Below are 23,934 nucleotides of genomic sequence, written 5' to 3'. Positions count from 1 at the left end.
TTACTAAATTAATATGTAATGCTTTTAAGATCATGGTTTTAATGGTACCAAGGTAAGTATTTTATTTAAAAATTGAAATTTTAATTACCTTTAATTACTTACAATATAATCATCCCAATGAAATTTATTTTTACATGCTTATTTTTTTTAGCCTTGAGCTATGCCACTTTTGCGCAACAAAAGGCCAAGTACACCATTAGGGTTATAGACCGAAGTGGAAATGCAACGAGGGGGTCTTTTTACGCTGCGGCAGATGATGGTTTAACAATTATCAGAAACCGGAAGGATACCATTAAATTAAGTGCCGATAGTATCAGCGCATTATACATTCACCGTAAAGGGATAGCCGCACCGCTGGCCATTGCCGGAGGCTTAACATTTTTTGTATTGGCCGCAAAAAGCGATAAATTGGTCGAGTCGGTGGTGCTTATTGCTGCAGGCGTGCCAGTTGGGGTATCGGGCGGGTTATTAATTGGTGGTTTACTCTCTAACAAAAAACATTATAAAGCACTTCAGGCTAAAGATTTTCCTTTAATTAAATCAAACCTTCAGAAATATACCGTATTAAAATAATAACGCTTAAGTTTTATTTTGAATGGCCTAATTTCTTAGCTTTACCGCATATTTAACCAAATCATATATGAAACTAGTATCTTATAAAACCGAAGACAGGGAGCATCTTGGTATATTTATCAACGGACATATTTATAACTTAAATAGTTGCGATAAATTGCTTCCAGATAATATGAGTACGTTTTTGCAAGGTGGTGAAGTGTTAATGGAAAGAGCAAAAAAAATAGACGATCAGATAAAAGATGGTAGTTTAGCCGCTAAAGAAGAAATTTTTTACGAGATTTTGGCGCCTGTTCCGCATCCGACCAGTTGTCGCGATGGATACGCCTTCAGACAGCACGTTGCTGCGGCACGTAGAAATAGAAAGGTTGATATGATCCCTCAATTCGATGAGTATCCGATCTTTTATTTCACCAATCACAACGCTATTCAAGGTACTGGAGAAATTGAATGTATGCCAGATCATTTTGATAAACTGGATTTCGAATTAGAGCTTGCGATTGTTATTGGTAAAAAAGGTAGAAATATTAAAGCTGCCGAGGCTGATGAATATATTGCTGGTTATATGGTAATGAACGATATGAGTGCCCGTACTTTGCAGATGGAAGAGATGTTATTGAACTTAGGCCCGGCCAAAGGAAAAGATTTTTCTACGGTAATTGGCCCATGGTTGGTAACACCTGATGAATTATTGCAATATAAAGTTGCGCCTAAAGAAGGGCATGTTGGTAATGCTTACGATCTTAAGATGACCTGCAGGGTAAATGGCATAGAAGTTTCGAAAGGAAATGCCGCTGATATGGACTGGACTTTTGCCGAAATTATTGAGCGTTGCGCTTATGGCGTAGATATCCTTCCGGGTGACGTAATTGGTTCAGGAACCGTGGGGACGGGTTGTTTCTTAGAATTAAACGGTACTGGTTTGCTTAACGATCCAAATTATAAAGTACAGTGGTTACAGCCGGGCGATGTTGTGGAAATGGAAATTACAGGGCTTGGTGCTTTAACCAATACGATTACTAAAGCAGACACCGATTTTTCGATTTTGGCGTTGAAGAAATAAAAAGGTTCTTTAACGTTTTTGTTTAATCATCCGCGCTTGAATAATGTGGTCCTAATTCTGAATTCATTTCATGATCTTTTTTCTATTACATGTTACCAATGATAAAATGTAATAGAAAAGTCGTCATCTCGACTGAAGCGCAGCGTAATGGAGAGATCTATGATAGATTTCTCGACTACGTTTCTCTCCGCTCGAAATGACGACCGTTTTAAGGTTTTAATCTCCATTTAATCCTTGCAAATAGTAACTTAACTACCTGTGCTAACTTTAAACACCTCCGATTTAACCCCCGTAGAGCTGCAAAATTATTTGCAATATGCTATCGCCCCGCGGCCGATCTGCTTTGCTTCAACTATCGATGCCGAAGGAAATATTAATTTAAGTCCCTTCAGTTTCTTTAATATGTTTAGTACAAATCCGCCGATCTGTATTTTTTCCCCGTCAAGAAGGGTGCGTGATAATACCACCAAACATAGCCTTGAAAATGTATTACAGGTTAAAGAATGTGTCATCAATATTGTAAATTACGATATGGTGCAGCAAATGAGTTTGGCCAGTACTGAATATGCCAAAGGCGTAAACGAATTCGAGAAAGCGGGATTTACCATGTTGAAATCTGATCTGGTTCGGCCGCCAAGAGTTGCCGAAGCACCCGTGCAGTTTGAATGTGTTGTAAATGAGGTGATTTCATTAGGCGATCATCATGGTGCAGGCAACCTGGTTCTGGCTGAAATAAAAGTAATGCATATCAATGAGGCTATTTTAGATGAAAACGGTCGGATTGATCAGCATAAAATCGATCTTGTAGCGCGTTTAGGTGGCGATTGGTACTGTAGGGTTACTAACGACAATTTATTTAAAGTAGCTAAACCCCTCGCTAAATTGGGCATCGGTGTAGACCGTTTACCATATTCGGTCCGTTTTTCTAAAGTATTATCCGGAAATGACCTGGGCATGTTGGGAAACGTTGAGCATTTACCCAGCGACGAAGAAATCGACCTGATTAGTACCCATGCAGAAGTAAAAGAAGTACTCGATGCTACCATAGGTGATATAACCAACCGCGAAAGAGAGCTGCACGAACTGGCAAAAAAGTTTCTTCATAATGGAGCGGTGGAGCTTGCTTTAAAGGTAGTTTTACTTTAAATTTATTAAGGTAATTTTTAAGCTATGCATACAATTGTTCAGGTAGACCAGTACATTATTAATTCGGCAGAATTCGCGATTCCTATTTTAGATCATTTAAGGAATCTGGTTCATAAAGCTGATGCACGGATTGAAGAAAAAATGAAGTGGAGCATGCCATTCTTTGATTTTAAAGGTACGGTTTGCCATATGGCATCTTTTAAACACCACTGTGCCTTTGGTTTTTGGAAAGGATCGTTAATGCAAGATGAGTACGGCATTTTTAAAGAACGTTCTGAAGCGATGGGTTTATTAGGGAAAATAACATCTTTGGAAGATTTGCCTTCAGATGAGATCCTGATTGCCTATATACAAGAGGCCATTAAATTAAATGAGGATAATGTAAAATTGCCTGCAAAACCGAAATCTACAGCGCAGAAAGAACTGACTATTCCCGAATATTTGATCGAAGCATTAAAAGATGACCCTAGGGCCTTGGCTGTATTTCAGAATTTTAGTTTATCCAATAAAAAGGAGTATGTTATGTGGCTTGAGGAAGCAAAAACAGAAGCAACTAAACAAAAACGGCTTGATACCACACTGGAATGGCTCGCAGAAGGTAAAACAAGAATGTGGAAATATAAAAAGTAAGTTATATAATACTTACAATTTTCATGAAACGGGCCTTGTAATGGCCATCAAGATCCGTAATGGTTACCTGATGCGCTTTACCCGAAGAGGCATGGATGAACTTGATCCCATTTTCATCAATAGAATAAACAATCCCAACATGGCCTATTCTTCTTATTCTTGAATTACTGCCTGTAAAAATCAATACATCGCCTACTTTTGCGTTTTCCAAGCTGGTTTCTTTACCCGCATAGCTAAACTCGCGCGAAGAACGTGGAACCTTAAAACCAAAATTACTGAATACATAACTCACAAAACCAGAGCAATCGAAACCAACTTTAGGATTACTTGTTGCATAACGATAGGGGATACCTAACATGCTTTTAGCAAATTCGATTAAACTTTCGGATTGTTTAGCTGAGGAATTGCCTGATGGCTTATCCTCTTTAGGGAGGCTGGCAACTAGCTTTTTAACTAACTCCTGGTACTGAGCCGGGATGATGGTTTGGGCTTTTCCTGCCGTGGCAGACAAAATGAAAAACGCAATCGGGACTATTATTTTCTTCATATGTAGGAACCAAAGATATAAAAAATATCCAAAGTCGATTAAAATGTTGAAAATGAGTGCAAATAAAAAAGTCCAAACAATTTGCCTGGACTTCTGATTAAGATATTTGTTTTCGGTTAAATACTTGGGAACATGCTTTGTGCTCTTTCACCAATTAATGGAATAGGTTTTTTTTCTCCCTGGATTGCAGCAATTAATCCGATAATCCACAATACGAATAATCCAATTTGAACAATACGGAGTATATAAACTGCATCTAAAAAGCCGGTTGCAAAAATTAAAGGGATTAAAAATAAGCTTAAAGCCCAGCTCAAAACGGTTGATACCAGATGGAACAGAAGCGTTTGTTTTAAATGATATCTACTCAATTCTGTTTGATTATCTTTATACATGGCGAAATAGGCAATTAACCATCCAATAAACCAAAAGTAGCTTACTATTGCGGCATTTTTTCCATTGTCGGCTGTTTTAAAAGGTGAGTTTGTTTCCATAGGTTTTTAGTTTTTCGATTTAGCATGTAAATTACTAAATAATATGGAATATTATGGTGTGGTAACAGCAACAGGTAAAATTTTACCATTAAAGAATTTATGTCCGGTTTTGGCAAAATCGGCAACATATTTCCCCATTTCGAAGGCCATAACCGGGCTTTGGTACCCAGGGAAAGCAGCTTCCAACATTTCGGTCTGTGCCGATCCTAATGCAAGGCAATTGATTTTGATTCCTGTTTCAGCCAATTCGAACGCCAAACATTCAGTTAGGGTATGCAGCGCCGCTTTACTTGCCGAGTAGGCCGAAAGCCCTGGAAATTTAACGCTCCCTTGAAAACCACCCATACTGCCGATGTTTACAATGTGGCTTCCGCTTTGCATTAAAGGCAAAATATGCTGAATCATCCTGAAATGCGAAATCACGTTGCTCTGTAACATTTCGCCCAGATCAGTTTCTGTAGTTTCTAAAAAGGGTTTATTAATTAAAGCGCCTGCATTATTAATTAGAATATCAACAGACCCTAATCGTTCTTTTAAAAACGGAACTAATGCAGCGTAATCATCATTTACAATGTCAAACTCTACAGGTAAAAGTGTACAGTCTGGATTAATGCCTTTAGCAATTTCTAAGAGTTTGCGCAGTTTATCGGCTGATCGGGCAATGGCTACAATTTTGTTCTCTTTCTGTAAGCTAAATTCTAAAGCAGTTTCGAAACCGATTCCACTACTTGCACCTGTAATTATAATGTTCATTAAAAAAAGTTAAAAATTGTTGTAAAGTTAAAAGGTTGAAATGTTTTGGAACTGATGAAATCAAAGTTAGGAAAAAAAGAGTAAGTCAACTAGAACCTTGTTTGGCGACAAGGATTAGAAAATAGCGATTACATCCCTTGATTTACGCGTTATATTGCAAACGATGGTGATAGTAATTTTATGAATTTAAGGGATTAAAAAGTTCAACACTACCATTTAGCTTTTCAAAATCTGATATATTATTGGTTAAGAGTTTTCCATTCATTACCTGAGCTGTAGCATAAATAATAGCATCGGGCAGCTTTATCCTATTGTTTTTTCTTATCAAAATGGTCATATTTACCACAGCATCATTTAGAGGTACGACGTTTAAAGAATCTATTAGTTCGCTAATATAGTTTTCTTCAAGGTTGCTATTAAATGCATACCCAAGTAATTCCATTTTTGAAATTATGGAAATAGAATACATGATATTTTCTGTAAATACTTTTTCGGGAGCTAAAAGTTTTTTAGATAAATAGATAACAATATTCGTATCAAATATTACGTTCCCACTCATCTCTTAAATCACTTTGCCATTTAGACGGATCTTTAATGTCTTTAAACATTATGTTGCCTTCAGTATTATCAATTGCCTTTTTTAATTTCTGGTATGATCCTTTTGGCTCTTCCACTATATTAGGCTGATGGTTTTTTATATCAACATCTTCTACAAAAGATAATGCCTTAAGCATCTTTTCGAGAAGCGCAGCATTTTGTTCGTTATCTACTTGTACTGTGATGGTTGTCATAAAGTAAAGTTAATGAAATTAAAGAGATAAATCAATCCTCCACAATCAGCTGACTCACCGGGTTTTTAATTACATGTAAGCCATCGCTGATCAATTTCGTATGATCAAGCTCCCTGCCAGCTTTTATTTCCAGATAGATCTGAATTTCCTTTTCCAACTGATGATAAATCTTTTTATGGTAAATAATCTCCAGAATTTCCAATGCACAAAGCCAGTCCTGCCTGTGGTTCGTTTTAAGTTGTGTAAAGATTTCGGCAAGCTGATCCAAACCTTCGCCACTTTCCCTAATCGCACGAACCGTTTGGTATAAACTATGCAGTTTTAAAGTCTTATCGTCATAAATAATGTGATGCGTTTTCTCATTGCTAATTAAAGTAATCTCCTCGTAGGCGTCTTTATCGGCGGCCCCATTAAAAACTGAAACAATCGTTTCACCTATCGCCATATCGTAAATGCCCCATTCGGGTTTAAACAGGATGTTTCCATTACCTTCTGTAACCGTACAATCTTTAAAGGCAATTAAAAGAAGCTTATCTTTTTCTGTAATAATATCTTTAACTATACCGGTTACTTTAATGCCACTTTCAAATATAAGTTCAGCCTTTTCACCTAAAATTACCCCCAGGGTCTGTAAATCAGTGGGGTTGTAATCTTCTAATGTCTTTACGGCATCTTTTAACTTACCCACAGGAGACGAAAAACCGTCAGCATGGTAGTGTTTTCCATGGCCTGCTAATTGCTTTCCGTTAAATGCCAGTGCCGAAGGACCAGTTGTTTTAATAAAAGTTACTTCATCTTTTGTACCCACACCAATATCGGTAAATACACCGCTTACCTGCAAGCCCGAGCTATAAACGGCTGTGGCCACATTTTTACAGGCAATTGCTTTCATAATGCTTTCTGTGCCCCCTTTTCTAAAGGCCATGGTGTTGGCAAAAGTTTCCAAAACATCAATCAGATTTTGGAATGTTTCGGTTACAAAAAGCTGCGGTTGTGGTTTGGTAATATCGTAAGCGTAGTTAATCGTATCGATGTTGTACCAAAGTTTCTCTACATCATTTTGCATGCAGGTTGCACTTTCACCGATAGAAGAAAGCAAACCGGCACCATAAATTTTTGGATTTTCTAAAGTACCAATCAGTCCATACTCAACCGTCCACCAGTGTAAGCGGCCAAGTAAAGCCATTTCAGAAGGTTCACCCATGTTTTCGCTGATGTAACGCAGCTCTTTTTCTGCCTTGGCAATCTGAAACTCATCTGCATCTACGGCTTCCTTCAAAATCGATAGTTTCCTAATGGCCTCGTAAAGTTCAAAATCTTTAGCCGAAAACATGGCTTTTGCACCAATCGAACCAAAATAACTTAAATAATTATTGTAATCTGTATCGGCAATGATCGGCGCGTGGCCAGCACTTTCGTGTATAATATCTGGTGCAGGTGTATATTCGATGTGATTAATCTGGCGGATATCGGCAGCAATTACCAGTACACGGTAGGCCTGATACTCCATAAAAGCAGCTGGTGGAATAAAGCCATCAACAGTTACGGCGCCCCAACCAATCTTACCCAGGTTATCGTTCATCGTTTGCAGGTCGGGAATGTGTTCAATACTTAAACCCGCTCGTTGTAAACCTTTTATGTAAGGGTAGTAGGCAACATTTTTAAGATAGCTATAATTCTGACGCATCACGTAACGCCATACTGCTTGGTCGATCGGCGTGTATTTTTCGTAATTCTGGTCAACAATAAATTGCTTTAAATGATTGGGCAATTTTGTTACCTGCGCATTATTAAAATCATTAAAATGGCTCATGGTTAATCTGAAAATAAGTTGGTCGGCAGCTAAGTTAGGATGTTGTTTTTATCTTATCAAGAAAGTGATTGGATAAATTAACAGGTGAAAGTAATAAAGGTTTAGGTGTGTGAAAAAGATAACGTTGATAATCTGTTATTGATTAGGAAAGGTGCTGTGGTATTTCATCGGGAAGCTTCGGTCGGGCTGTTCGCTGTATCTTTTGCTACCCTTCTACTCCGCTCAGGGTGACCGCAAAAGGATGCCGCTTCCATCCTGTTTAGTTACAAAGGCTTGTGCTGATGAACTTGGTTTTTTAGGCAGTTCGCTGCAAAACGAAAATAGTAGCAAATATTGGCCAACTAAACCCGACTGGCGCGTAAAGCCCGGAACGAGGCACGAGTGAGGACTTGAAGTAAAGGCGGGACCGTAGAAACCGAAGTGCTTGTAGACTGCTTTCCAAAAACTATCGAAAATATTAAGGTTTTGGTGGAAAGGTGCTGTGGTATTTCATTATAGAGGTTCTGTAGGGCTGTTCGCTATCCTTCGACTCCGCTCAGGATGACCGCAAAAAGGGTACTTCTTCCATCCCGTTTAGTTACAACGGCTGGTACTGATGAATTAGTTTTTTTTAGCAGTTGGCTGCAAAACAAAAATAGTAGCAAATATTGACCACCTAAACTGCGCTACAAATATTCCTTGCCTCCATGACAAACAATTACTTAGGATTATTAATGTCTTTTTGCTTTTTTTCTCCGATTTTTTTAACGCTAAACGTAAAATAGTGCTGATAGAGGTAACTGAAAAGCGCCATAAAAACTGAAACCAGTATTCTCGAAAGCATTGCCAAAGTTGGATAATCTCTTAAAAGTTCCAGCAAAAACTTTAACAAAACATAGTTGGCCAATATGTTTATGAACTGGAGGTTTAAAAATCTGAAAAGCTGAACCCTGCCCTTTAATTCGCTATGTGTAAATATGATGTATTTGTTGAGCAAAAAACTGGTTGGGATGGCAACGGCATAATCAACCAATAATGATGCGGTTTCTCTTTGAAGCACAATAACTCCAAAATTTACCTCATCTGTTTTAAAAATGAAAAAGTAAGCAAAATAATAACTTAAAATGCCCAACAACAAAGTACCGCCACCAGTGGCCAGATACCTGAAATTATGTAGGGAAATGAATTTTTTAAAAGGCGGGTAAAAAAAATCTATTACGGCTAAAATTATTTTGCGCATTACTTAAAACTGATCGTTGTTGTTATTGGGCATACATCAAATTGCATAAGCGGTCGTCATTCTGTCCCGAAACTTCGGGATCAGGATCTTTTCCTGCGATAAAGATGCTGAAACGAGTTCAGCAGGACTGGTGGCATTGAAATATGCATTTATTGTGCACCCTTTATTGTTGGGCGCAATTTACAATTATATTTTTATTGACACAGTAATAAGATCATTTATGCAATTACTCGTTATTGGAGTAATATGCAGGTTGCGCAACAAAATCGATTACTGCGCACCAGGTATAAGAGGGGTGGGGCTGTATGCTTACGCCAACGGTATTGAGCTTGTATTTTTGATCGAGTAAATTAAAACGGTGGCCAAGAGAAGGTACACCACAATCTAACAACAAATGGCAAACAATATCTAAACTGTTCGAGTAACCGAAATCGATATTTTCGCTCATGGCTTTATTGGGGAAGTACCTGGATAATCGTTTCGAAAATTTATCCCCGTTACTGCTTTCATGCGTATCTAGATTATTCCTGTTTAAATCCTGCGCATGGCTCCGGCTTAACGAAGTTAATTTATCATCAGGATAAAACATCTGCAGGTTTTTTACACCACGTAAATGTTTAAGTAAAGAAGTGTAGTAGGAATTATTTCGCGTAATCCTGAGTTCATTGTAATTTCTATACTTCCGAACTTTAGCATTGTAGTTATTGATGTAGTCTTCTAAAAATGTATAATAAAACTTTTCGCCATCAATGCGGATCAGGTTCATATACATCACAATATTTTTTTCTTCGTTGGTTAAGTAAGAAGCATTTGCTGCAGTATTGGCTTTACGGAATTCGGCATCAGTCCATTTTTGAGCATTAACCTGGCAGGAAAAAATGAAGAGCAAAAGGGTAGGTAGAAGTATTTTAAACATAGGATGATTTTCATGGATAACGTCATTTAATTTTTTTTATTTCTCGGCTGTTAAAAATAATCTCGCGTAAGCAATTAGTTACAGCCTTTATCTGATAAGGCAATATGAATATCCGTAATTTTAGCTTTAGAAAACGGTGATGAAAAGAATATTGATCTTAGGCTGGTTATTAAGTTTTGCAGTTTCCTTAAAGGCGCAGGTAGATACGGCAGCATATAGAGCAGTTTCAAATCAGATAAAGAAAGAATTTGCCCCAGATAAACGGTCTGTTTATTTTAATATTCAGTTTAAAGGAGATACTGTTTTTGCAGAAAGTACCTCGGCGCAAGTACTTGAGGTGCTAAATAACCAAAGCAAAGATTTTAAGGGTTTCGTTAAGATCAATGTACTCCTTCCATCAAACAAACTGGCCGGAATGGAATACGGATTAGCCAATCTTTCGGTCTGTAACAATAGGGCAGCCCCTCAAAATGCAGCAGAAATGATGACCCAGATGATTTTGGGCACCCCTGTTCAGGTATTAAAAAAACAAGGCGGTTATTATTTGGTACGCACACCCGATGGTTACTTATCATGGACTGATGCTACCGCTGTGAGTGTTATGAATAAGACGGCTTTTGAGGAATGGAAAAAATCAAAACGGATTATTTTTACTTCCGATTTTGGTCATGCTTTTAGCAAAGCGGATATGAACTCCCCACGTGTTTCCGATTTAGTAAATGGCAATATCTTAGTATTAACTGGCGAAGAAAAAGCTTATTATCAGGTTATTTTTCCCGATAAACGTATAGGCTACATTAAAAAATCTGATGCGAAGTTGTTTTCGAGCTGGATAAATAGGCCTAATCCAAGTGCTGAAGCTATTTTGGCTACAGCAAAAACATTAATTGGCGTGCCCTATCTTTGGGGCGGTACATCAATTAAAGGGGTAGATTGTAGTGGATTTACCAAAACAAGCTATTTCCTGAATGGAATTATTATTCCGAGAGATGCCTCGCAACAAGCTTTGGTTGGAGAAGATGTAGATATTTTAGAACAAGATTCGATTAGTCTTACTAAATGCCTTAAAAATTTAAAAGCTGGCGATCTATTGTTTTTTGCTGCGTCAAAATTGAAAGGAACACTTGGAGGAAGAATAACACATACCGCTATTTACATGGGCGATGGCGAGTTTATTCAGTCAGCTGGGATGGTTAGGATTAACAGTTTGAAACCAGATGCAGCTAACTTTGATGAACGTGAAAGCAAAACCCTGGTGAGTGCTAAACGTTTTCTGAACCAGATTGGTACTTCCGAAATTACAAGGGTAAATCGACATGCTTGGTATGAAGCCTCACCTTATTAAGGTTAGGTTTAAAGCAGATGTTCAACAAGTTTTAGCGTCATCCTGAGTTCATCTCAGGGGCTTAATAGTAACAGATACTGAAACAAGTTCAGTATGACGCAAGGGTTTTAATTTATTTATGACCCTTGCGCTTTAGCGGTTAACTAAATTTTATAAAAACATACCACCCGATGCTTCAATGCGTTGTGCATTAATCCATCTCGCATCTTCAGTACATAAAAAGGCCACAACGCCACCAATATCATCGGGCAAACCTACCCGGCCTAAGGCTGTATTCGAGGCGATTCCTGCATTTACTTGATCGTTATCGCGCACTACGCCACCACCAAAATCGGTTTCTATGGCTCCCGGTGCAACAATGTTCGATCTAATGCCCCTTGCACCTAGTTCTTTTGCCTGGTATTTTGTTAAGGTTTCCATAGCACCTTTCATCGATGCATAAGCTGCATAGCCAGGGGTAGCAAAACGTGCCAAACCAGTAGAAAGATTTATAATCCCGCTGCCATCATTTAATAATGCTAAAGCTTTTTGGGTTAAAAAGAAGGCTCCTTTGTAGTGGATGTTTACCAAAGTGTCAAACTGTTCTTCAGTAGTTTCTGCAAATGAAGCATGAATGCCAATACCCGCATTATTAACTAAAAAATCAAATTTTTCGGCATTAAAAACAGATTTCAATACTGTAGCAACTTCTGCGAAAAAAGCATCGAAAGTTTTGGTGTCGGCTACATTTAACTGTATCGCGGCAGCTTGTACACCTAGCTGTTTTATTTCGTTAACAGTAGCATCTGCTTCTTCTTTTTTGGATTGATAAGTGACAATTACCCCAATTCCTTTTGCTGCGATTTTTAAAGCAGCACTTTTTCCTAATCCGCGGCTACCACCGGTTACCAGGGCGATTTTATTTTGTGTTTCCATTTTCTTTTAATTTATTAAACAAAGTTAGATGGAAAGCCGCTGTAAAAATGGTGATAGCTTAAGTAAAAATGGTGACTGTTTAAGTTTTATATGGTGACAATTTCCTTATTTGCGGCCAAAGATTGAAAATAAGCCTCTCTATACTGTTTTGGTGTTTGGCCAGAAAAGTGTTTAAAAAACTTGGTAAAGTTAGATGGATCGTAAGTTAGTGTCCTTGCAATTTCGGCAATAGGCATACTTACATTCTGTAACATCGATTTCGAAATTTCCATTAAACGTTCTTCAAAGAAATAACAAGGGGAGTGGCCTGTAGCCGATTTAATGGTATTGCTTAAGTGTGTGGGGTGAACGTGAATAAGCTCGGCAAAATCTCTTACTTCGAACATTTCAGTTGCCCTGCCCGATACCACATCGTCTAAATGTTTATCCAGTTCCTTCAAAAAATCGGCTGCGATTTCGTGTTGACGGGCAAAAAACTTTTGTGGGATTTTCATATTAAAGCGATTGCTGTTTAAACAAATATAATATTCGGATAATGAATATGAAATCCGAAACCTATGGTAATGATATTTGTGACCAAAGGATTACGCAGTATTAGGCAGCTTATGGCATTTATTTAGTTTTTTTTCTTCCTAACCACAATAAGCTATTGATAATCATTTTGTTCTGTATTTCGTTGCCAAAAGTAGAAGAAAGTGTGCTATTGGTTTTACCGTACTTGTGCTCGTAATCGATATCGTTATGTCCCATATTTACATAAACCATTTTAAATTTTTTATTGCTCCAAACTATCGGATAATATCCACTGTGCCATATTTCGTGTGCTTTTGGTCCTGTGCCCAACGGAAAGCTAGATGAATCAATAGACAGTAAAATCTGGATGTCAGGGTTTTTTCTTAAATCATTTTGCCAACGGTACCACTCATTGGGTTGTGCTTTAAAGGTATTGGGCAGGTTTTTAGTTACGGGATGTTTCTTGTTTTCTACCTTAAGTATTGCTGATGTAGGCCGCCAGGTATTACTGCCATATTCACCCGACCCTAAAAAAGTCTGGTGATACCAGTCCCAGTTTTGATCGAAAGCCGATTTTGATAGGGCAAAAGCAGAGAAATGAAAACCCATCCAACCACCGCCATTTTCCATATATTTTTCAAAAGCTTTGCGTTGTTCAGGATCTTCCGGACGGGTATCCAAAAAGAGAACAACCTGATATTTAGCCAGAAAGCCGGCATTTAAATTATTCCAGTTTGCGGTAGAATCGTAGCTGAAATGATATTTTTTGGCCATTTTCGGGAACCACTTATTTGCTTCATGAACAAAACTGATATGCGCCTGATCGTTTTTTGCCGTGTAAAAGGCAATTACATTGAATTTTGCTCGGCTTTGTGCCTTTGTAAGGGCAAAGCTGAAAACAATAAATAAAATAGTAAGTATCGATTTTTTGGTGATGTGCATTTGGCCAGATTATCTTACTAAATTAATTAAATGCTGTTTAATTGAATTTGCTTCAAGAGATAATAAAGTCAAATCGTGGTTTTACAAGTAGTTCAATCGATTGATAATATTATCCCAGTTTAAACACATGTAATTTTTTTACAAATTTTTCCCGCTGGTACCAATCGTTATAAACTAATTCTACTTGCTTCACTTCAAAGGTGCCAAAATCAAAGTTCCTGTACTTTTCGATAAGACTAAGCAAAGCGTTTATATGGATTAATTCCGATCTGAAACGGATTACTGTAGCATGTGCGGTTTGGATGGCATAACGTTTATCGATGCTCTGTTGCAGGTCTGAATTTTTAAAGCCAGCCCGCAAATCATCTCTGATTTTGTTTAAGGTATCGGTTAAAAAACCTTGAATTAAAATGCAGGATGCCGATGCCGTAAGTCCTTTAAACTGAATCTTGAAACGCTTATGCCTGGCTAAAACCTGTTGGATGAGTTGAATGTAATCCTGAATATTTATATCCTTTAAATCAAAGCCCTCATAACAGGAAATGATAGACATTAAGGTAATGTGGATATCAGAATTTTGATAATAATATTGTTCAGGTTCAATTGCTTTTACTTCAGTTAAAAACTGCTGGATTTTACCTTTCGTTGCAGCATCTGGTCTGATTACCAGTGTGATTCCAAAACGCTGATCAGTTTCCGAATCGATTAAATGATCAATTTCATATCGGCCAGCTGATATTTTGGCAACAGCGTCGGTAAACAATTTATGGTAATGCTCGGCTAAATTCATTTTTTATACACAAAAAAGTCGCAGGGATAAACCTGCGACTTGATAAAACGGTCGTCATCTCGACTGAAGCGTAGCGAAATGGAGAGATCTACAATGGCAGATTTAGCTTCGCTGAGCACTTCGTGGTTCTCGACTACGTTGCACTTCGCTCGAAATGACGACTTTACAGATAATAATCGGCATTTTAACATTTTTGGATAAGATCTGATTGCTCAGAAGAACGAAGCTTTTTATGCCAACAAAGTTTTCCAGCTTACTGCCGAGCCGATAATGTTTCCTAAATCAGCAATGGCTACACGTTCTTGTTCCATGCTATCGCGATGGCGGATGGTAACCGTATTGTCTTCTAAACTCTGGTGATCAATAGTGATACAGAAAGGCGTACCAACAGCATCCTGACGGCGGTAACGTTTACCGATGGCATCTTTCTCTTCATAAATACAGTTGAAATCAAATTTCAGGGTATCCATAATTTCGCGGGCCTTTTCGGGTAAACCATCTTTTTTGGTTAATGGGAAAATAGCTACTTTATAAGGTGCCAAAGCTGGATGCAAACGCAATAACGTACGGCTATCCTGTTTATCATCGGTGCTTAAATCCTGCTCTTCAAAAGCATTAATCATGGTTAATAAGAACATACGGTCTAAACCGATAGAGGTTTCGATAACATAAGGAACGTAGTTGCCATAAGGTTTACCTTCTTCATTTAAATCGTTATCGAAATATTGCATTTTTTTGCCAGAGTACTCCTGGTGTTGTGTTAAATCGAAATCGGTACGGCTATGGATACCTTCAACCTCTTTAAATCCGAACGGGAATTCGAATTCAATATCAGTTGCTGCATTGGCATAGTGTGCTAATTTAACGTGGTCGTGGTAACGGTATTTTTCGGGCGAAGTACCTAAAGCTTTGTGCCATTTCAAACGCGCTTCTTTCCAGTATTCGAACCATTTTTTGTCTTCACCCGGACGAACAAAAAATTGCATTTCCATTTGCTCAAACTCACGCATACGCATAATAAACTGGCGGGCAATTACCTCATTTCTAAAAGCCTTACCAATCTGCGCAATACCGAAAGGAATTTTCATCCTGCCCGATTTTTGAACGTTTAAAAAGTTTACGAAAATACCCTGTGCTGTTTCCGGACGAAGGTAAACTTCATCGCTTCCTTCAGCCATTGCACCAAATTGTGTGCTAAACATCAGGTTAAACTGGCGTACATCAGTCCAGTTAGAAGTTTTAGAAATTGGGCAGATTACTTTGTAATCAACAATTAAATCTTTTAGCTGTGCTAGATTTTCAGATTTAAGTGCTAGGTTCATTTCCACCTCAAGCGTTAAACCCTTTTTAACAAATCTCCAGCTCGCTTCCTCCACAAAAGGATATTTAGCGTGATCTAAAATCGTTTCCTCATCTTTAAATGTGGGCACCCAGCTCGCCTGACCTTCATCACTTAAGCCCAATATTTCTTGTTGAAATTCTTCGAATTTGGCTTTATTTTCTGCGCTGAAATTAGCCAGTTCCGAATATAGCTCATCAATTTTATTCTCCAATAACTGATCGGCTCGGTAACGTTTTTTAGAATCCTTGTTATCGATCATTGGGTCGTTAAAACCATCAACGTGTCCGCTGGCTTTCCAAACTTTAGGGTGCATAAAAATTGCAGAGTCGATCCCTACAATGTTTTCGTGCATTTGCACCATGGCTTTCCACCAGTAGGTTTTAATGTTATTTTTTAATTCAGCACCCAATTGGCCGTAATCGTAAACGGCACTTAAGCCATCATATATTTCGCTGCTCTGAAATACAAAACCGTATTCTTTAGCGTGTGATATTACATTTTTAAATTGTTCGTCGTTATTCTTTTGAGCCATAATGCAGCAAAGATAATAAATAAGGTAAAAGGTAAGAGGTAAAAGGTAAAAGGTTTTTGATCAATGGCAAAGGAACTGCAGATTTTAGAATTTCTGCACTTAACTTCGGTGCGCTAAGGTGTTTTAGGTGGTCGAAAACGGGCGAAAGGGAGCCTTGCGAGTCAGCTTATTTGCCCTTAAATCTCTTAAATGGTTCAAATAATATGGAAAGCAATAGTCGTGCTGGTCGGTTTCGGAGCTCCTGCTTTACGCTTTAATTTTTTTATTGCAGTGATTTTTGAGAGGAATCGTCATTGCGAGAAGGCTTTTTCAGCCGACGAAGCAATCTTAAAACGATCGTTACTAGTCTGCGCTTTAAGATTGCTTCGTCGTTCCTCCTCGCAATGACGACCTTTCTGTGGATTCTGTTAATGGTAGCGGAATCGAAGGGTAGCAAAAGATATAGCAACAGCCCAGGCGAACCCTCCCCATAAAATGCTACAGCACCTTTACTAATCATTTGCATTATCTAATCAGGCCTAACTCAACTATAAAAAAATCGGTGCAACTAATGTCGCACCGATTTTAAAATTAAGAGAGTGATTAGGTTTTGCTGGCTTAAATGCTGATGTCCCTTTCCTCTTCAACACTTAAAACGCCATCAATTTTTTTGATATCTGCAAGTTTATGATTGCCCGGAACAATTACGATTACACCAATTGAATCTAAAGCCTCGATATCTTTAACACCGATTTCCTTGAGTTCTTTAACTACTAAATCCATCGTGTTATCCTTTACAGATATTAACCATTTTGTTTTCATCTTATAATTTTTTCAATTGGGCCAATTGGATCGATAGGGAATTTCGGATTAACTAAAATTGGGAGTTTATCAATCGGGAATCTATCAATTGGGAACCTATCAATTGGGTATTTTATCAATCTTGTTTTTGTAGGTGCCTGTACCAGTCCGGCCCCTACATCTCTACCTGGTAAAGGTAATGCTTTTGCTGTTGAGGTTAATTTTCTCCATAAATTAATTCCTCTCAAACCCGATGCCTGTGCCCATAGTGCGGCAATACCAGCAACATGTGGGGTAGCCATACTGGTTCCGTTCCAGCTTGCATATTTAGTAGGCAGTTTTGTAGAAGAATACACGTTAACACCTGGAGCAGCAATATCTACAGCACCATAAGTTGGGTAAAGGCCTCCGTTAGAAAAAGCCGCTACGTTCATATTTACATCTACAGCACCCACAGCCATTATTGATGGGCAATTTGCAGGATGCATTACCTGTCTTACAGTGCCTGGCCTTGCCGAATCGTTTCCTGCAGCAGCAATAATTAAAGTACCTTGGGCTAAAGCACGGGCAGCAGCGGTTTCAAAAACAGCAGAATAGCCTGCTCCGGTTACAAAACCCCTTAACGACATGCTTACCACATCGCAACGGTTAGCAATTGCCCAGTTAATGCCGGCCAGAATGCCTCCATCTCCACCAGAACCGCCATTGCTTAAAACTTTTCCGATATAAATACTGGCGGCATAAGCAATACCGTATCTTTCTGTTGCAGATGGCGAGCTAGAAGGACCACAGGCAGTACCGGTACAGTGTGTGCCGTGGCCATGTCCATCCTGTGTGCTTTCTCCGCTAATAAAACTTTGATGAACAACAGGGCGGCCGGCAAAATCAGGGTGATGGAAATCGAATCCTGTATCCAATATGGCAACTTTAATACCTGCGCCATTATATGGGTTGTACCTTAAAAAGCTGGTTGGTACCACATTAGTAGCTTTTAATCCCCAGGTAGCACCAACAGATTCTACTTCCGATTCTTGCTCTTCATAGTTGTAATCTTCTGTTTCGGTTCCAACTAATACATTGGTCATTTGGTTTACCGCATCTCTGTAACCCTCTACATAATTTTGGGTACTTTCATCCAGCATTCCGATAGCATAAACTACCCTTTCTTTTTCTACAATCATTTCACTTTCGCCTAAACTGCTGATTGAATTTTCAATTTTTGGTTTTTCGTTTACGATAGCAATACCCAGCTTGTCTAAGATGATACCATCGGTTTTTGCGAGGTCTTTATCAGTGAAAAACTCGTTTTCAAATTCTAAAGAGCTTTTTAGGTTTAATCCGCTAATAGAATTAATCTGGTTAATAGAATCGGAGGTGTTGGATCCTTCTGGTAGTAGTACCAGGTATCTTCCTGTATACTCTACTTTTTCTTCTTTTTTCAATGTTTTTGACATGGTTTTAATGTTTTAGGTTTTGCCTACTCTATTCAGGATTTTCGGCTTGTTCCTTTGTGTTAAACAATACCCAAAATTGAAATAGTTACAGTGAAAAAATGGCAGGTAAAACACTAAAAACCAGTAGTAAAAGCAACAAAATAAAAAGCGGTAAAAACAACAGTAAAATATGGGGAAAACCCCATCTGTTATCTATAAAAGTTTTATCACATTTGGGAATAAAAGTTAACTTTAATTAAAACTCAAAAATTATGGAAATGCAACATCTACCTGGCTATGCTATCGTATTTTTATGTGGGGTACTGGTATGTTATCTGTTACTAAAACTAATCGATCTTATGAAAACAAATGAAAGGCGGGGACGTCCAAATACAATGGATCCGGCAATAATCCAACAAATGGTAGATAATTACCGCAACAACCATTTAGCAGCAATTAATAAAGTATTGGGAATAAACGATGCCCATTCTGTTTCTTTCGGTTTAAAAACCCTGAAAAAATTCATTGCTGATATCGAATTTTTCAGCAAAAAAGTAGACCCACGCATTGCTGATGGTGCATTGGGTATCCGTTTCTATTACGCGGCTTATCCAAAAGATAACGAATGGAATGGTTTTGAGGATGATAAATCGATAGGAAAAAATTATGCTCAAAAACATACACTTGTTATGATTCCTACTTTAAAAAAGAAGAGCAGTGATGGGAGTTACCAGGATTACGACTTTAATCCTTTAGACCGTACTACTTTCCCTTTAAAAGAAAGAGAAAAAGCGCAACCCATTACCTTAATGGCCATGAGTTCGGATAGTAGTGACAGTCAATCGCGTGTGGTAATGGCTCAAAACCATGGACAAACCATTCCACCAGCCGATTCAGCAATAGAAACTTATTAATATCTTAATGAAATGAGCGACTTCCAGAAATTTCTGAGCGACATTTTTCTCTGGATTGAAGGAGGGACTGCATTGATTGCGTTAGGCTACTTTAAACAATTAAAGGGACAACATTGGAGGTATTTTATCTATTATCTGATCACTATTTTTATATGTGAAGTAATTGGGAAATGGGGAGGAGAATATATCAGCTTTTCAAAAACTAAATATTATAACTATATCGTTATCCCTTTCCAGTTTATCTTTTTTTACTGGCTTTATGCGGTAAAATCATTTAAGGATAAAAGACTATTTTGGATACTCGCTTTGTTGTACATAATTTCATTTATACTGAGTAGGTTATTCTTTAAAGAAAGTAAAGTATATTTTTCCTTTAGCTACACTTTTGGATGTTTACTCTTAATGTTTTTGGTTATCAAAGAATATTATAATCAGGTAAACTCAATCAACATTCTCAACTTTCAAGAAAATAGAATGTTTTATATTAATTTGGGTGTAACCTTATTCTATATCGGTACATTACCTTTTCTTACGTTTTATTCGTTATTAAGGGCTTATATCCAAATCTGGAATATTTATTTCGATTATTTCCTGGTTTCGGGCATTGTAATGTATATATTATTCTCAATTTCATTCATATGGGGAAAACAGAACTCTTAATTACAATTATCCTTTTTAACCTGTTTTTTGTGCTCTTTGTAGTGGCCATTATGGTTTATATCAAAAAATATAAGGAACGTAAAAGAGAATATCTGAATGAAATTAAAATCACCAACGAAATACATCAAAAGGAACTTTTAACTACCCAGTTAGAAATACAACAGGCCACCATGCAGCAAATTGGCCGCGAACTACACGATAATATCGGGCAAAAATTAACATTGGTGAGTCTTTATACCCAACAATTGGTGCACGAAAATAAAGTGCCTCAGGCAAGTAATAGAATTGAGCAGATTTATCATATTATTAATTCATCACTGCAGGACCTGAGAAGTTTGTCGAAAAACTTAACAAACGATAATATAAGTGAAAATGAAATTGTAACTTTAATACAGGAAGAAGTGAACAACCTCAATGCTTTGAAAAAATGTAAGGTAACCTTTCAATACAATTTCGAAAGTATAGATCTGGAGTTTGTGAAAAAGAATGTATTATTAAGGATAACCCAAGAATTTCTTCAAAACAGCTTAAAACATGCACATTGTAGCAATATTAAAATCCAGTTAAACTCTTCTCCTGAAGTTTTTTTAGTATTAAAAATACAGGATGATGGAGTAGGATTTGATTATGGTAAAATTACTTCTGATGGTATAGGATTAAAAAACATGAAAAAAAGAGCCGAGATTATCGGTGGACAATTTAATTTAGAAAGCAAACCCGATTTAGGCACTACACTTACTATTATTTTAAATGGCCCGGCATGAAAAAAACTATAGTTATTGTTGATGATCATATCCTGATTGCAAAGGCACTTCAGGGCATTATAGATAATTTTGCAGCTTTTGAGGTGATGTATGTTTGTGAGAACGGAAAAGAGCTGATTAAAAACTTCGAAAACAGCAATAAAATCCCCGATATTTTACTTTTAGATATCAGTATGCCCATTATGGACGGTTTTGAAACCGTAACCTGGGTAACTACACACCATCCGGAGGTAAAAGTAATGGCCCTAAGTATGCAGGGTGAAGAAAAAAGTGTAATTAAAATGGTTAGCAACGGTGCCAAAGGTTACCTGTTAAAAAATGCGCATCCTGTAGAACTCGAAAACGCGCTTACAAAGTTGAATATTAACGGATTTTTTTACCCTGACTGGGCATCGAAAATTATTTTCTCCAGCCTAAATAAAAGCAAAGATGTTGAGATCAAAATTTCAGATCGGGAGAAAGAGTTTTTAAAATACACCGTTACCGAGCTTAATTATAAAGAAATAGCCGATAAAATGTTCTGTAGCCCAAGAACTGTTGAAAGCTATCGCGATCAGCTCTGCGAAAAACTCGAACTTAAAACCCGGGTAGGGTTGGCTGTTTTTGCCATCAAAAATGGATTTGCGTAAAGGTTAATTGTACATGATGTTTAAAGTTGTGGATGAAGCAATTAACCGATTTAAAGAATTAACCATTTAAACACCCCGACAATTAACCGATTAACCCGTTTAACAGTTAAGCAATTTGTTTACTTTTGAAGCATGAAATTCCATCATTTGCTATTTTTGGTTATGGTTGCAGTTTTTACCTCATGCAAACCAGAAGAAAAAAGCCATCAATATATTAAGTTTAATACACTAGCAGAGTTATATCAATTCTTAAAATGGTCGCCAGAGAACCGTTTTCCATTAATCAGTGCCCATCGTGGTGGTCCAATGCCTGGTTTTCCCGAAAACTGTATCGAAACATTCGATAATGCCACCACTTATAATCCGGTAATCATCGAGTTCGACATTGCTTACAGTAAAGATTCGGTAATGGTGATTATGCACGATGATAAGCTCGATCGTACTTCGACAGGAAAAGGGCCGATTGGCAATTATACCTATGAAGAATTGAAGGCATTTAACCTTAAGGATGATGAGGGCAAAGAAACAACGTTTAAAATCCCGACTTTAGATAGTGTATTAAGCTGGAGCAAAGGAAAAGTTTTATTAACCATCGATTTGAAAAAGGGTGTTTCTTATGCCAAAGTGATCGAAAAAGTAAGACAATATAAAGTAGAGAGCAATTCAATAATCATTACCTATACGGCCAATCAGGCCAGGGAGGTGCATCAATTGGCACCCGAACTCATGATTTCAGCCTCTGTTCAAAAGAAAGCAGAATTGAAACGTTTAAATAGCTTGGGTATTCCCAATAACCGTATTGTAGCTTTTGTTGGTGTTTCTGCCCCGGATAAAGAATTGTATCAATACCTGCACAATAAGGGCATTACCACTATTTTAGGTACCATGGGGAACATCGATAAAAGTGCCATGGCCAGTCCGGTAAAAAATGTTTATTATCATTTGGTTAACAATGGTGCAGATATTTTATCGGGCGATAATTTACCGCAGGCATCAGAAGAACTGGATAAGTTTAGGTATAATAAAAAAATAAGTTCAGCGCATATAAACTAACCACAGATGGAAAGGATGAACACAGATTGGTTTAACCAATGATGAAATCTGTGTTTATCTGTGCAGATCTGTGGTATAAAACATAAAATGAGTATTTCAGTTAAAAACCTTTCTAAACATTACGATAAGCAAAAGGCGGTCGATTCGATTAGCTTTGAAGCCAGGCCGGGTCGTATTTTGGGTTTTCTTGGCCCTAATGGAGCTGGTAAATCTACTACCATGCGTATGCTTACCGGTTATTTGGAACCTACATCAGGTGAGGCTGAAATTTCTGGAAAGAACATTCTTTCAGAAGCTATTGAAGCTAAAAAACATATTGGCTATCTCCCTGAGAATACGCCGCTTTATACGGATATGTACGTAAAGGAATTTTTAAATTTTGTTGGCCAAACGTATAAACTTGGCAATTTACCTGCGCGGATTGATGAAGTCATCAAAATGGTCGGTTTAACACCCGAGCAGCATAAAAAAATCGGTATGTTATCTAAAGGGTATCGCCAAAGGGTGGGCCTGGCTCAGGCCATTATCCATAACCCGGAGGTACTTATTTTAGATGAACCTACATCAGGCTTAGATCCGAACCAACTGGTTGATATCAGGCAATTGATCAAAACATTGGGAGCGGCTAAAACGGTCGTCATCTCCACGCACATTATGCAAGAGGTTGAAGCCATTTGCGATGATATTATCATCATCAGCAAGGGTAAAATTGTAGCTAACAACTCACTTGAAGGTTTGAAAAAAGCTCACCACCAACAATCATTAGAAGATATTTTCAGAAAACTTACGGCTTAATTTCATGTCTGGCTCAAAAATCGCAGTTTTACTCGTTGCCCTTTTATTTTCAGGTCCCATACTACTAAATGCTCAAAATAGTACTAACATTGGCATTGCTGCAGAAATCGGTTTACCATCAGGTAACTTTTCCAATCTTTCAGGAATTGGCCTGGGCGCATCTGTAAAAGCTGATCTTCCTGTTGCAGAAAATTTGGCCTTAACTTTAAATGTAGGTTTTATGAACTTTTTTGGTCGGCGGAATCAACTTTTCAATGTTCAGGATTTAACTTACATACCCGCTAAAGCTGGCTTGAAATATCAGCTGGGAGAAAGCTTTTATGCCGAAGGGCAGTTAGGCGCAGCATTGCCTTTAAATAAAAATCAGGAAACCTTATTTGCCTGGTCGCCCGGCATAGGCAATCAATTCAAACTTTCAGGAGGAAATAAACTCGATTTAGGCATCCGCTATGAAGCGTGGACAGGAAAGAATAATACGATCGGCTTGAACAGATCTGATACAAAAGGATTTGTGGGAATAAGATTTGCCTATGTTTTTGGGCTGTGAAACAATTGTAGTGTTTAAATGTTTGGTTTATTGGTCAA

General features: G+C 37.8%; 27 protein-coding genes. 12 read left to right on the top strand and 15 right to left on the bottom strand.

Translation table 11 applies throughout. The features are described from left to right. Positions 1–117 precede the first annotated feature (117 nt). The 4 genes from AC1RJ8_RS15705 (at position 118) to AC1RJ8_RS15690 (ending at position 3,412) form a co-directional block, all read left to right on the top strand. A complete protein-coding gene (locus AC1RJ8_RS15705) occupies positions 118–573 on the top strand; it encodes a hypothetical protein (protein WP_492954585.1) in 456 nt (151 codons plus the stop codon). 67 nt (positions 574–640) lie between these two features. Next, a complete protein-coding gene (locus tag AC1RJ8_RS15700) occupies positions 641–1,636 on the top strand; it encodes a fumarylacetoacetate hydrolase family protein (RefSeq protein WP_492954586.1) in 996 nt (331 codons plus the stop codon). A 258-nt stretch (positions 1,637–1,894) separates the two neighbouring features. Further along, complete coding sequence (locus AC1RJ8_RS15695; RefSeq protein WP_492954587.1) at positions 1,895–2,782, top strand: flavin reductase family protein; 888 nt, start codon at positions 1,895–1,897, stop codon at positions 2,780–2,782. A gap of 24 nt (positions 2,783–2,806) precedes the next feature. Further along, the gene (locus AC1RJ8_RS15690) at positions 2,807–3,412 is read left to right on the top strand and encodes a YdeI/OmpD-associated family protein (protein ID WP_492954588.1); all 606 of its coding nucleotides are present in this window, start codon (positions 2,807–2,809) and stop codon (positions 3,410–3,412) included. A gap of 1 nt (position 3,413) precedes the next feature. Here the strand turns inward: AC1RJ8_RS15690 and AC1RJ8_RS15685 are convergent, their stop codons facing one another. From AC1RJ8_RS15685 to AC1RJ8_RS15650, 8 genes are all read right to left on the bottom strand, one after another. Then, positions 3,414–3,959, bottom strand: a complete 546-nt coding sequence (locus AC1RJ8_RS15685) for a C40 family peptidase (RefSeq protein ID WP_492954589.1) — start codon at positions 3,957–3,959, stop codon at positions 3,414–3,416. A gap of 116 nt (positions 3,960–4,075) precedes the next feature. Continuing rightward, positions 4,076–4,450, bottom strand: a complete 375-nt coding sequence (locus tag AC1RJ8_RS15680; RefSeq protein ID WP_492954590.1) for a DUF4870 domain-containing protein — start codon at positions 4,448–4,450, stop codon at positions 4,076–4,078. Positions 4,451–4,501: 51 nt separating this feature from the next. Further along, positions 4,502–5,203, bottom strand: a complete 702-nt coding sequence (locus AC1RJ8_RS15675) for an SDR family oxidoreductase (protein ID WP_492954591.1) — start codon at positions 5,201–5,203, stop codon at positions 4,502–4,504. Between the two features lie 178 nt (positions 5,204–5,381). Next, positions 5,382–5,762 (bottom strand): type II toxin-antitoxin system VapC family toxin, encoded by a 381-nt coding sequence (locus tag AC1RJ8_RS15670; RefSeq protein ID WP_492954592.1) that lies wholly within the window; start codon positions 5,760–5,762, stop codon positions 5,382–5,384. Next, complete coding sequence (locus tag AC1RJ8_RS15665; protein ID WP_492954593.1) at positions 5,740–5,994, bottom strand: hypothetical protein; 255 nt, start codon at positions 5,992–5,994, stop codon at positions 5,740–5,742. Before AC1RJ8_RS15665 ends, AC1RJ8_RS15670 begins: the two co-directional genes overlap by 23 nt. 31 nt (positions 5,995–6,025) lie before the next feature. After that, a complete protein-coding gene (locus tag AC1RJ8_RS15660) occupies positions 6,026–7,807 on the bottom strand; it encodes an aromatic amino acid hydroxylase (RefSeq protein WP_492954594.1) in 1,782 nt (593 codons plus the stop codon). A gap of 697 nt (positions 7,808–8,504) precedes the next feature. Further along, complete coding sequence (locus AC1RJ8_RS15655; RefSeq protein ID WP_492954595.1) at positions 8,505–9,026, bottom strand: GtrA family protein; 522 nt, start codon at positions 9,024–9,026, stop codon at positions 8,505–8,507. A 226-nt stretch (positions 9,027–9,252) separates the two neighbouring features. Further along, positions 9,253–9,942: a CAP domain-containing protein gene (locus AC1RJ8_RS15650; protein WP_492954596.1), complete on the bottom strand. Its 690-nt coding sequence runs from the start codon at positions 9,940–9,942 to the stop codon at positions 9,253–9,255. Positions 9,943–10,081: 139 nt separating this feature from the next. Between AC1RJ8_RS15650 and AC1RJ8_RS15645 the strand changes: the two genes are divergently transcribed. Continuing rightward, positions 10,082–11,287: an NlpC/P60 family protein gene (locus tag AC1RJ8_RS15645; RefSeq protein ID WP_492954597.1), complete on the top strand. Its 1,206-nt coding sequence runs from the start codon at positions 10,082–10,084 to the stop codon at positions 11,285–11,287. A 150-nt stretch (positions 11,288–11,437) separates the two neighbouring features. On the opposite strand, the gene AC1RJ8_RS15640 is transcribed toward AC1RJ8_RS15645, so the two are convergent. The 7 genes from AC1RJ8_RS15640 to AC1RJ8_RS15610 form a co-directional block, all read right to left on the bottom strand. After that, positions 11,438–12,202: an SDR family NAD(P)-dependent oxidoreductase gene (locus tag AC1RJ8_RS15640; RefSeq protein WP_492954598.1), complete on the bottom strand. Its 765-nt coding sequence runs from the start codon at positions 12,200–12,202 to the stop codon at positions 11,438–11,440. An 86-nt stretch (positions 12,203–12,288) separates the two neighbouring features. Beyond that, positions 12,289–12,696 (bottom strand): helix-turn-helix domain-containing protein, encoded by a 408-nt coding sequence (locus AC1RJ8_RS15635; RefSeq protein ID WP_057932418.1) that lies wholly within the window; start codon positions 12,694–12,696, stop codon positions 12,289–12,291. A 118-nt stretch (positions 12,697–12,814) separates the two neighbouring features. Continuing rightward, the gene (locus AC1RJ8_RS15630) at positions 12,815–13,657 is read right to left on the bottom strand and encodes a ThuA domain-containing protein (RefSeq protein WP_492954599.1); all 843 of its coding nucleotides are present in this window, start codon (positions 13,655–13,657) and stop codon (positions 12,815–12,817) included. Between the two features lie 109 nt (positions 13,658–13,766). Next, a complete protein-coding gene (locus AC1RJ8_RS15625) occupies positions 13,767–14,447 on the bottom strand; it encodes a 2'-5' RNA ligase family protein (RefSeq protein WP_492954600.1) in 681 nt (226 codons plus the stop codon). A 230-nt stretch (positions 14,448–14,677) separates the two neighbouring features. After that, positions 14,678–16,321: a glycine--tRNA ligase gene (locus tag AC1RJ8_RS15620; protein ID WP_492954601.1), complete on the bottom strand. Its 1,644-nt coding sequence runs from the start codon at positions 16,319–16,321 to the stop codon at positions 14,678–14,680. A 597-nt stretch (positions 16,322–16,918) separates the two neighbouring features. Then, complete coding sequence (locus tag AC1RJ8_RS15615; RefSeq protein ID WP_492954602.1) at positions 16,919–17,122, bottom strand: hypothetical protein; 204 nt, start codon at positions 17,120–17,122, stop codon at positions 16,919–16,921. Next, on the bottom strand, positions 17,119–18,555 hold the full coding sequence (locus AC1RJ8_RS15610; protein ID WP_083505339.1) for a S8 family peptidase: 1,437 nt from the start codon (positions 18,553–18,555) through the stop codon (positions 17,119–17,121). The genes AC1RJ8_RS15615 and AC1RJ8_RS15610 overlap by 4 nt, the downstream gene beginning before the upstream one ends. Positions 18,556–18,893: 338 nt before the next feature. Here AC1RJ8_RS15610 and AC1RJ8_RS15605 point away from each other — a divergent pair, with 338 nt between their 5' ends. From AC1RJ8_RS15605 to AC1RJ8_RS15575, 7 genes are all read left to right on the top strand, one after another. Continuing rightward, positions 18,894–19,448, top strand: coding sequence for a hypothetical protein (locus AC1RJ8_RS15605; protein WP_492954603.1), 555 nt, complete (start codon positions 18,894–18,896; stop codon positions 19,446–19,448). A 12-nt stretch (positions 19,449–19,460) separates the two neighbouring features. Further along, the gene (locus AC1RJ8_RS15600) at positions 19,461–20,108 is read left to right on the top strand and encodes a hypothetical protein (protein ID WP_492954604.1); all 648 of its coding nucleotides are present in this window, start codon (positions 19,461–19,463) and stop codon (positions 20,106–20,108) included. Next, complete coding sequence (locus AC1RJ8_RS15595; RefSeq protein WP_492954605.1) at positions 20,087–20,872, top strand: sensor histidine kinase; 786 nt, start codon at positions 20,087–20,089, stop codon at positions 20,870–20,872. The genes AC1RJ8_RS15600 and AC1RJ8_RS15595 overlap by 22 nt, the downstream gene beginning before the upstream one ends. After that, positions 20,869–21,501 carry a response regulator transcription factor gene (locus AC1RJ8_RS15590; RefSeq protein WP_492954606.1) on the top strand — a complete coding sequence of 211 codons (633 nt, stop codon included), beginning with the start codon at positions 20,869–20,871 and terminating at the stop codon, positions 21,499–21,501. Before AC1RJ8_RS15595 ends, AC1RJ8_RS15590 begins: the two co-directional genes overlap by 4 nt. A gap of 132 nt (positions 21,502–21,633) precedes the next feature. Then, on the top strand, positions 21,634–22,554 hold the full coding sequence (locus tag AC1RJ8_RS15585; RefSeq protein WP_492954607.1) for a glycerophosphodiester phosphodiesterase family protein: 921 nt from the start codon (positions 21,634–21,636) through the stop codon (positions 22,552–22,554). Between the two features lie 87 nt (positions 22,555–22,641). After that, positions 22,642–23,349 carry an ATP-binding cassette domain-containing protein gene (locus AC1RJ8_RS15580; RefSeq protein WP_492954608.1) on the top strand — a complete coding sequence of 236 codons (708 nt, stop codon included), beginning with the start codon at positions 22,642–22,644 and terminating at the stop codon, positions 23,347–23,349. Between the two features lie 4 nt (positions 23,350–23,353). Next, complete coding sequence (locus tag AC1RJ8_RS15575; RefSeq protein ID WP_492954609.1) at positions 23,354–23,896, top strand: hypothetical protein; 543 nt, start codon at positions 23,354–23,356, stop codon at positions 23,894–23,896. The last annotated feature ends 38 nt before the right edge of the window (positions 23,897–23,934 follow it).

The organism is Pedobacter sp. GW822-FHT03F06, assembly GCF_058801365.1.
The sequence above is the reverse complement of the archived record's forward strand: the minus strand, read 5'-3'. Positions and strand labels throughout refer to the sequence as shown.

What these genes read in the sequence shown, in the direction of transcription:
- AC1RJ8_RS15705 (WP_492954585.1), top strand. Translation starts at nt 118, where the DNA reads ATGAAATTTATTTTTACATGCTTATTTTTTTTAGCCTTGAGCTATGCC.
- AC1RJ8_RS15700 (WP_492954586.1), top strand. Translation starts at nt 641, where the DNA reads ATGAAACTAGTATCTTATAAAACCGAAGACAGGGAGCATCTTGGTATA.
- AC1RJ8_RS15690 (WP_492954588.1), top strand. Translation starts at nt 2,807, where the DNA reads ATGCATACAATTGTTCAGGTAGACCAGTACATTATTAATTCGGCAGAA.
- AC1RJ8_RS15685 (WP_492954589.1), bottom strand. Translation starts at nt 3,959, where the DNA reads ATGAAGAAAATAATAGTCCCGATTGCGTTTTTCATTTTGTCTGCCACG.
- AC1RJ8_RS15680 (WP_492954590.1), bottom strand. Translation starts at nt 4,450, where the DNA reads ATGGAAACAAACTCACCTTTTAAAACAGCCGACAATGGAAAAAATGCC.
- AC1RJ8_RS15675 (WP_492954591.1), bottom strand. Translation starts at nt 5,203, where the DNA reads ATGAACATTATAATTACAGGTGCAAGTAGTGGAATCGGTTTCGAAACT.
- AC1RJ8_RS15670 (WP_492954592.1), bottom strand. Translation starts at nt 5,762, where the DNA reads ATGAGTGGGAACGTAATATTTGATACGAATATTGTTATCTATTTATCT.
- AC1RJ8_RS15665 (WP_492954593.1), bottom strand. Translation starts at nt 5,994, where the DNA reads ATGACAACCATCACAGTACAAGTAGATAACGAACAAAATGCTGCGCTT.
- AC1RJ8_RS15660 (WP_492954594.1), bottom strand. Translation starts at nt 7,807, where the DNA reads ATGAGCCATTTTAATGATTTTAATAATGCGCAGGTAACAAAATTGCCC.
- AC1RJ8_RS15655 (WP_492954595.1), bottom strand. Translation starts at nt 9,026, where the DNA reads ATGCGCAAAATAATTTTAGCCGTAATAGATTTTTTTTACCCGCCTTTT.
- AC1RJ8_RS15650 (WP_492954596.1), bottom strand. Translation starts at nt 9,942, where the DNA reads ATGTTTAAAATACTTCTACCTACCCTTTTGCTCTTCATTTTTTCCTGC.
- AC1RJ8_RS15645 (WP_492954597.1), top strand. Translation starts at nt 10,082, where the DNA reads ATGAAAAGAATATTGATCTTAGGCTGGTTATTAAGTTTTGCAGTTTCC.
- AC1RJ8_RS15640 (WP_492954598.1), bottom strand. Translation starts at nt 12,202, where the DNA reads ATGGAAACACAAAATAAAATCGCCCTGGTAACCGGTGGTAGCCGCGGA.
- AC1RJ8_RS15635 (WP_057932418.1), bottom strand. Translation starts at nt 12,696, where the DNA reads ATGAAAATCCCACAAAAGTTTTTTGCCCGTCAACACGAAATCGCAGCC.
- AC1RJ8_RS15630 (WP_492954599.1), bottom strand. Translation starts at nt 13,657, where the DNA reads ATGCACATCACCAAAAAATCGATACTTACTATTTTATTTATTGTTTTC.
- AC1RJ8_RS15625 (WP_492954600.1), bottom strand. Translation starts at nt 14,447, where the DNA reads ATGAATTTAGCCGAGCATTACCATAAATTGTTTACCGACGCTGTTGCC.
- AC1RJ8_RS15620 (WP_492954601.1), bottom strand. Translation starts at nt 16,321, where the DNA reads ATGGCTCAAAAGAATAACGACGAACAATTTAAAAATGTAATATCACAC.
- AC1RJ8_RS15615 (WP_492954602.1), bottom strand. Translation starts at nt 17,122, where the DNA reads ATGAAAACAAAATGGTTAATATCTGTAAAGGATAACACGATGGATTTA.
- AC1RJ8_RS15610 (WP_083505339.1), bottom strand. Translation starts at nt 18,555, where the DNA reads ATGTCAAAAACATTGAAAAAAGAAGAAAAAGTAGAGTATACAGGAAGA.
- AC1RJ8_RS15605 (WP_492954603.1), top strand. Translation starts at nt 18,894, where the DNA reads ATGAAAACAAATGAAAGGCGGGGACGTCCAAATACAATGGATCCGGCA.
- AC1RJ8_RS15600 (WP_492954604.1), top strand. Translation starts at nt 19,461, where the DNA reads ATGAGCGACTTCCAGAAATTTCTGAGCGACATTTTTCTCTGGATTGAA.
- AC1RJ8_RS15595 (WP_492954605.1), top strand. Translation starts at nt 20,087, where the DNA reads ATGGGGAAAACAGAACTCTTAATTACAATTATCCTTTTTAACCTGTTT.
- AC1RJ8_RS15590 (WP_492954606.1), top strand. Translation starts at nt 20,869, where the DNA reads ATGAAAAAAACTATAGTTATTGTTGATGATCATATCCTGATTGCAAAG.
- AC1RJ8_RS15585 (WP_492954607.1), top strand. Translation starts at nt 21,634, where the DNA reads ATGAAATTCCATCATTTGCTATTTTTGGTTATGGTTGCAGTTTTTACC.
- AC1RJ8_RS15580 (WP_492954608.1), top strand. Translation starts at nt 22,642, where the DNA reads ATGAGTATTTCAGTTAAAAACCTTTCTAAACATTACGATAAGCAAAAG.
- AC1RJ8_RS15575 (WP_492954609.1), top strand. Translation starts at nt 23,354, where the DNA reads ATGTCTGGCTCAAAAATCGCAGTTTTACTCGTTGCCCTTTTATTTTCA.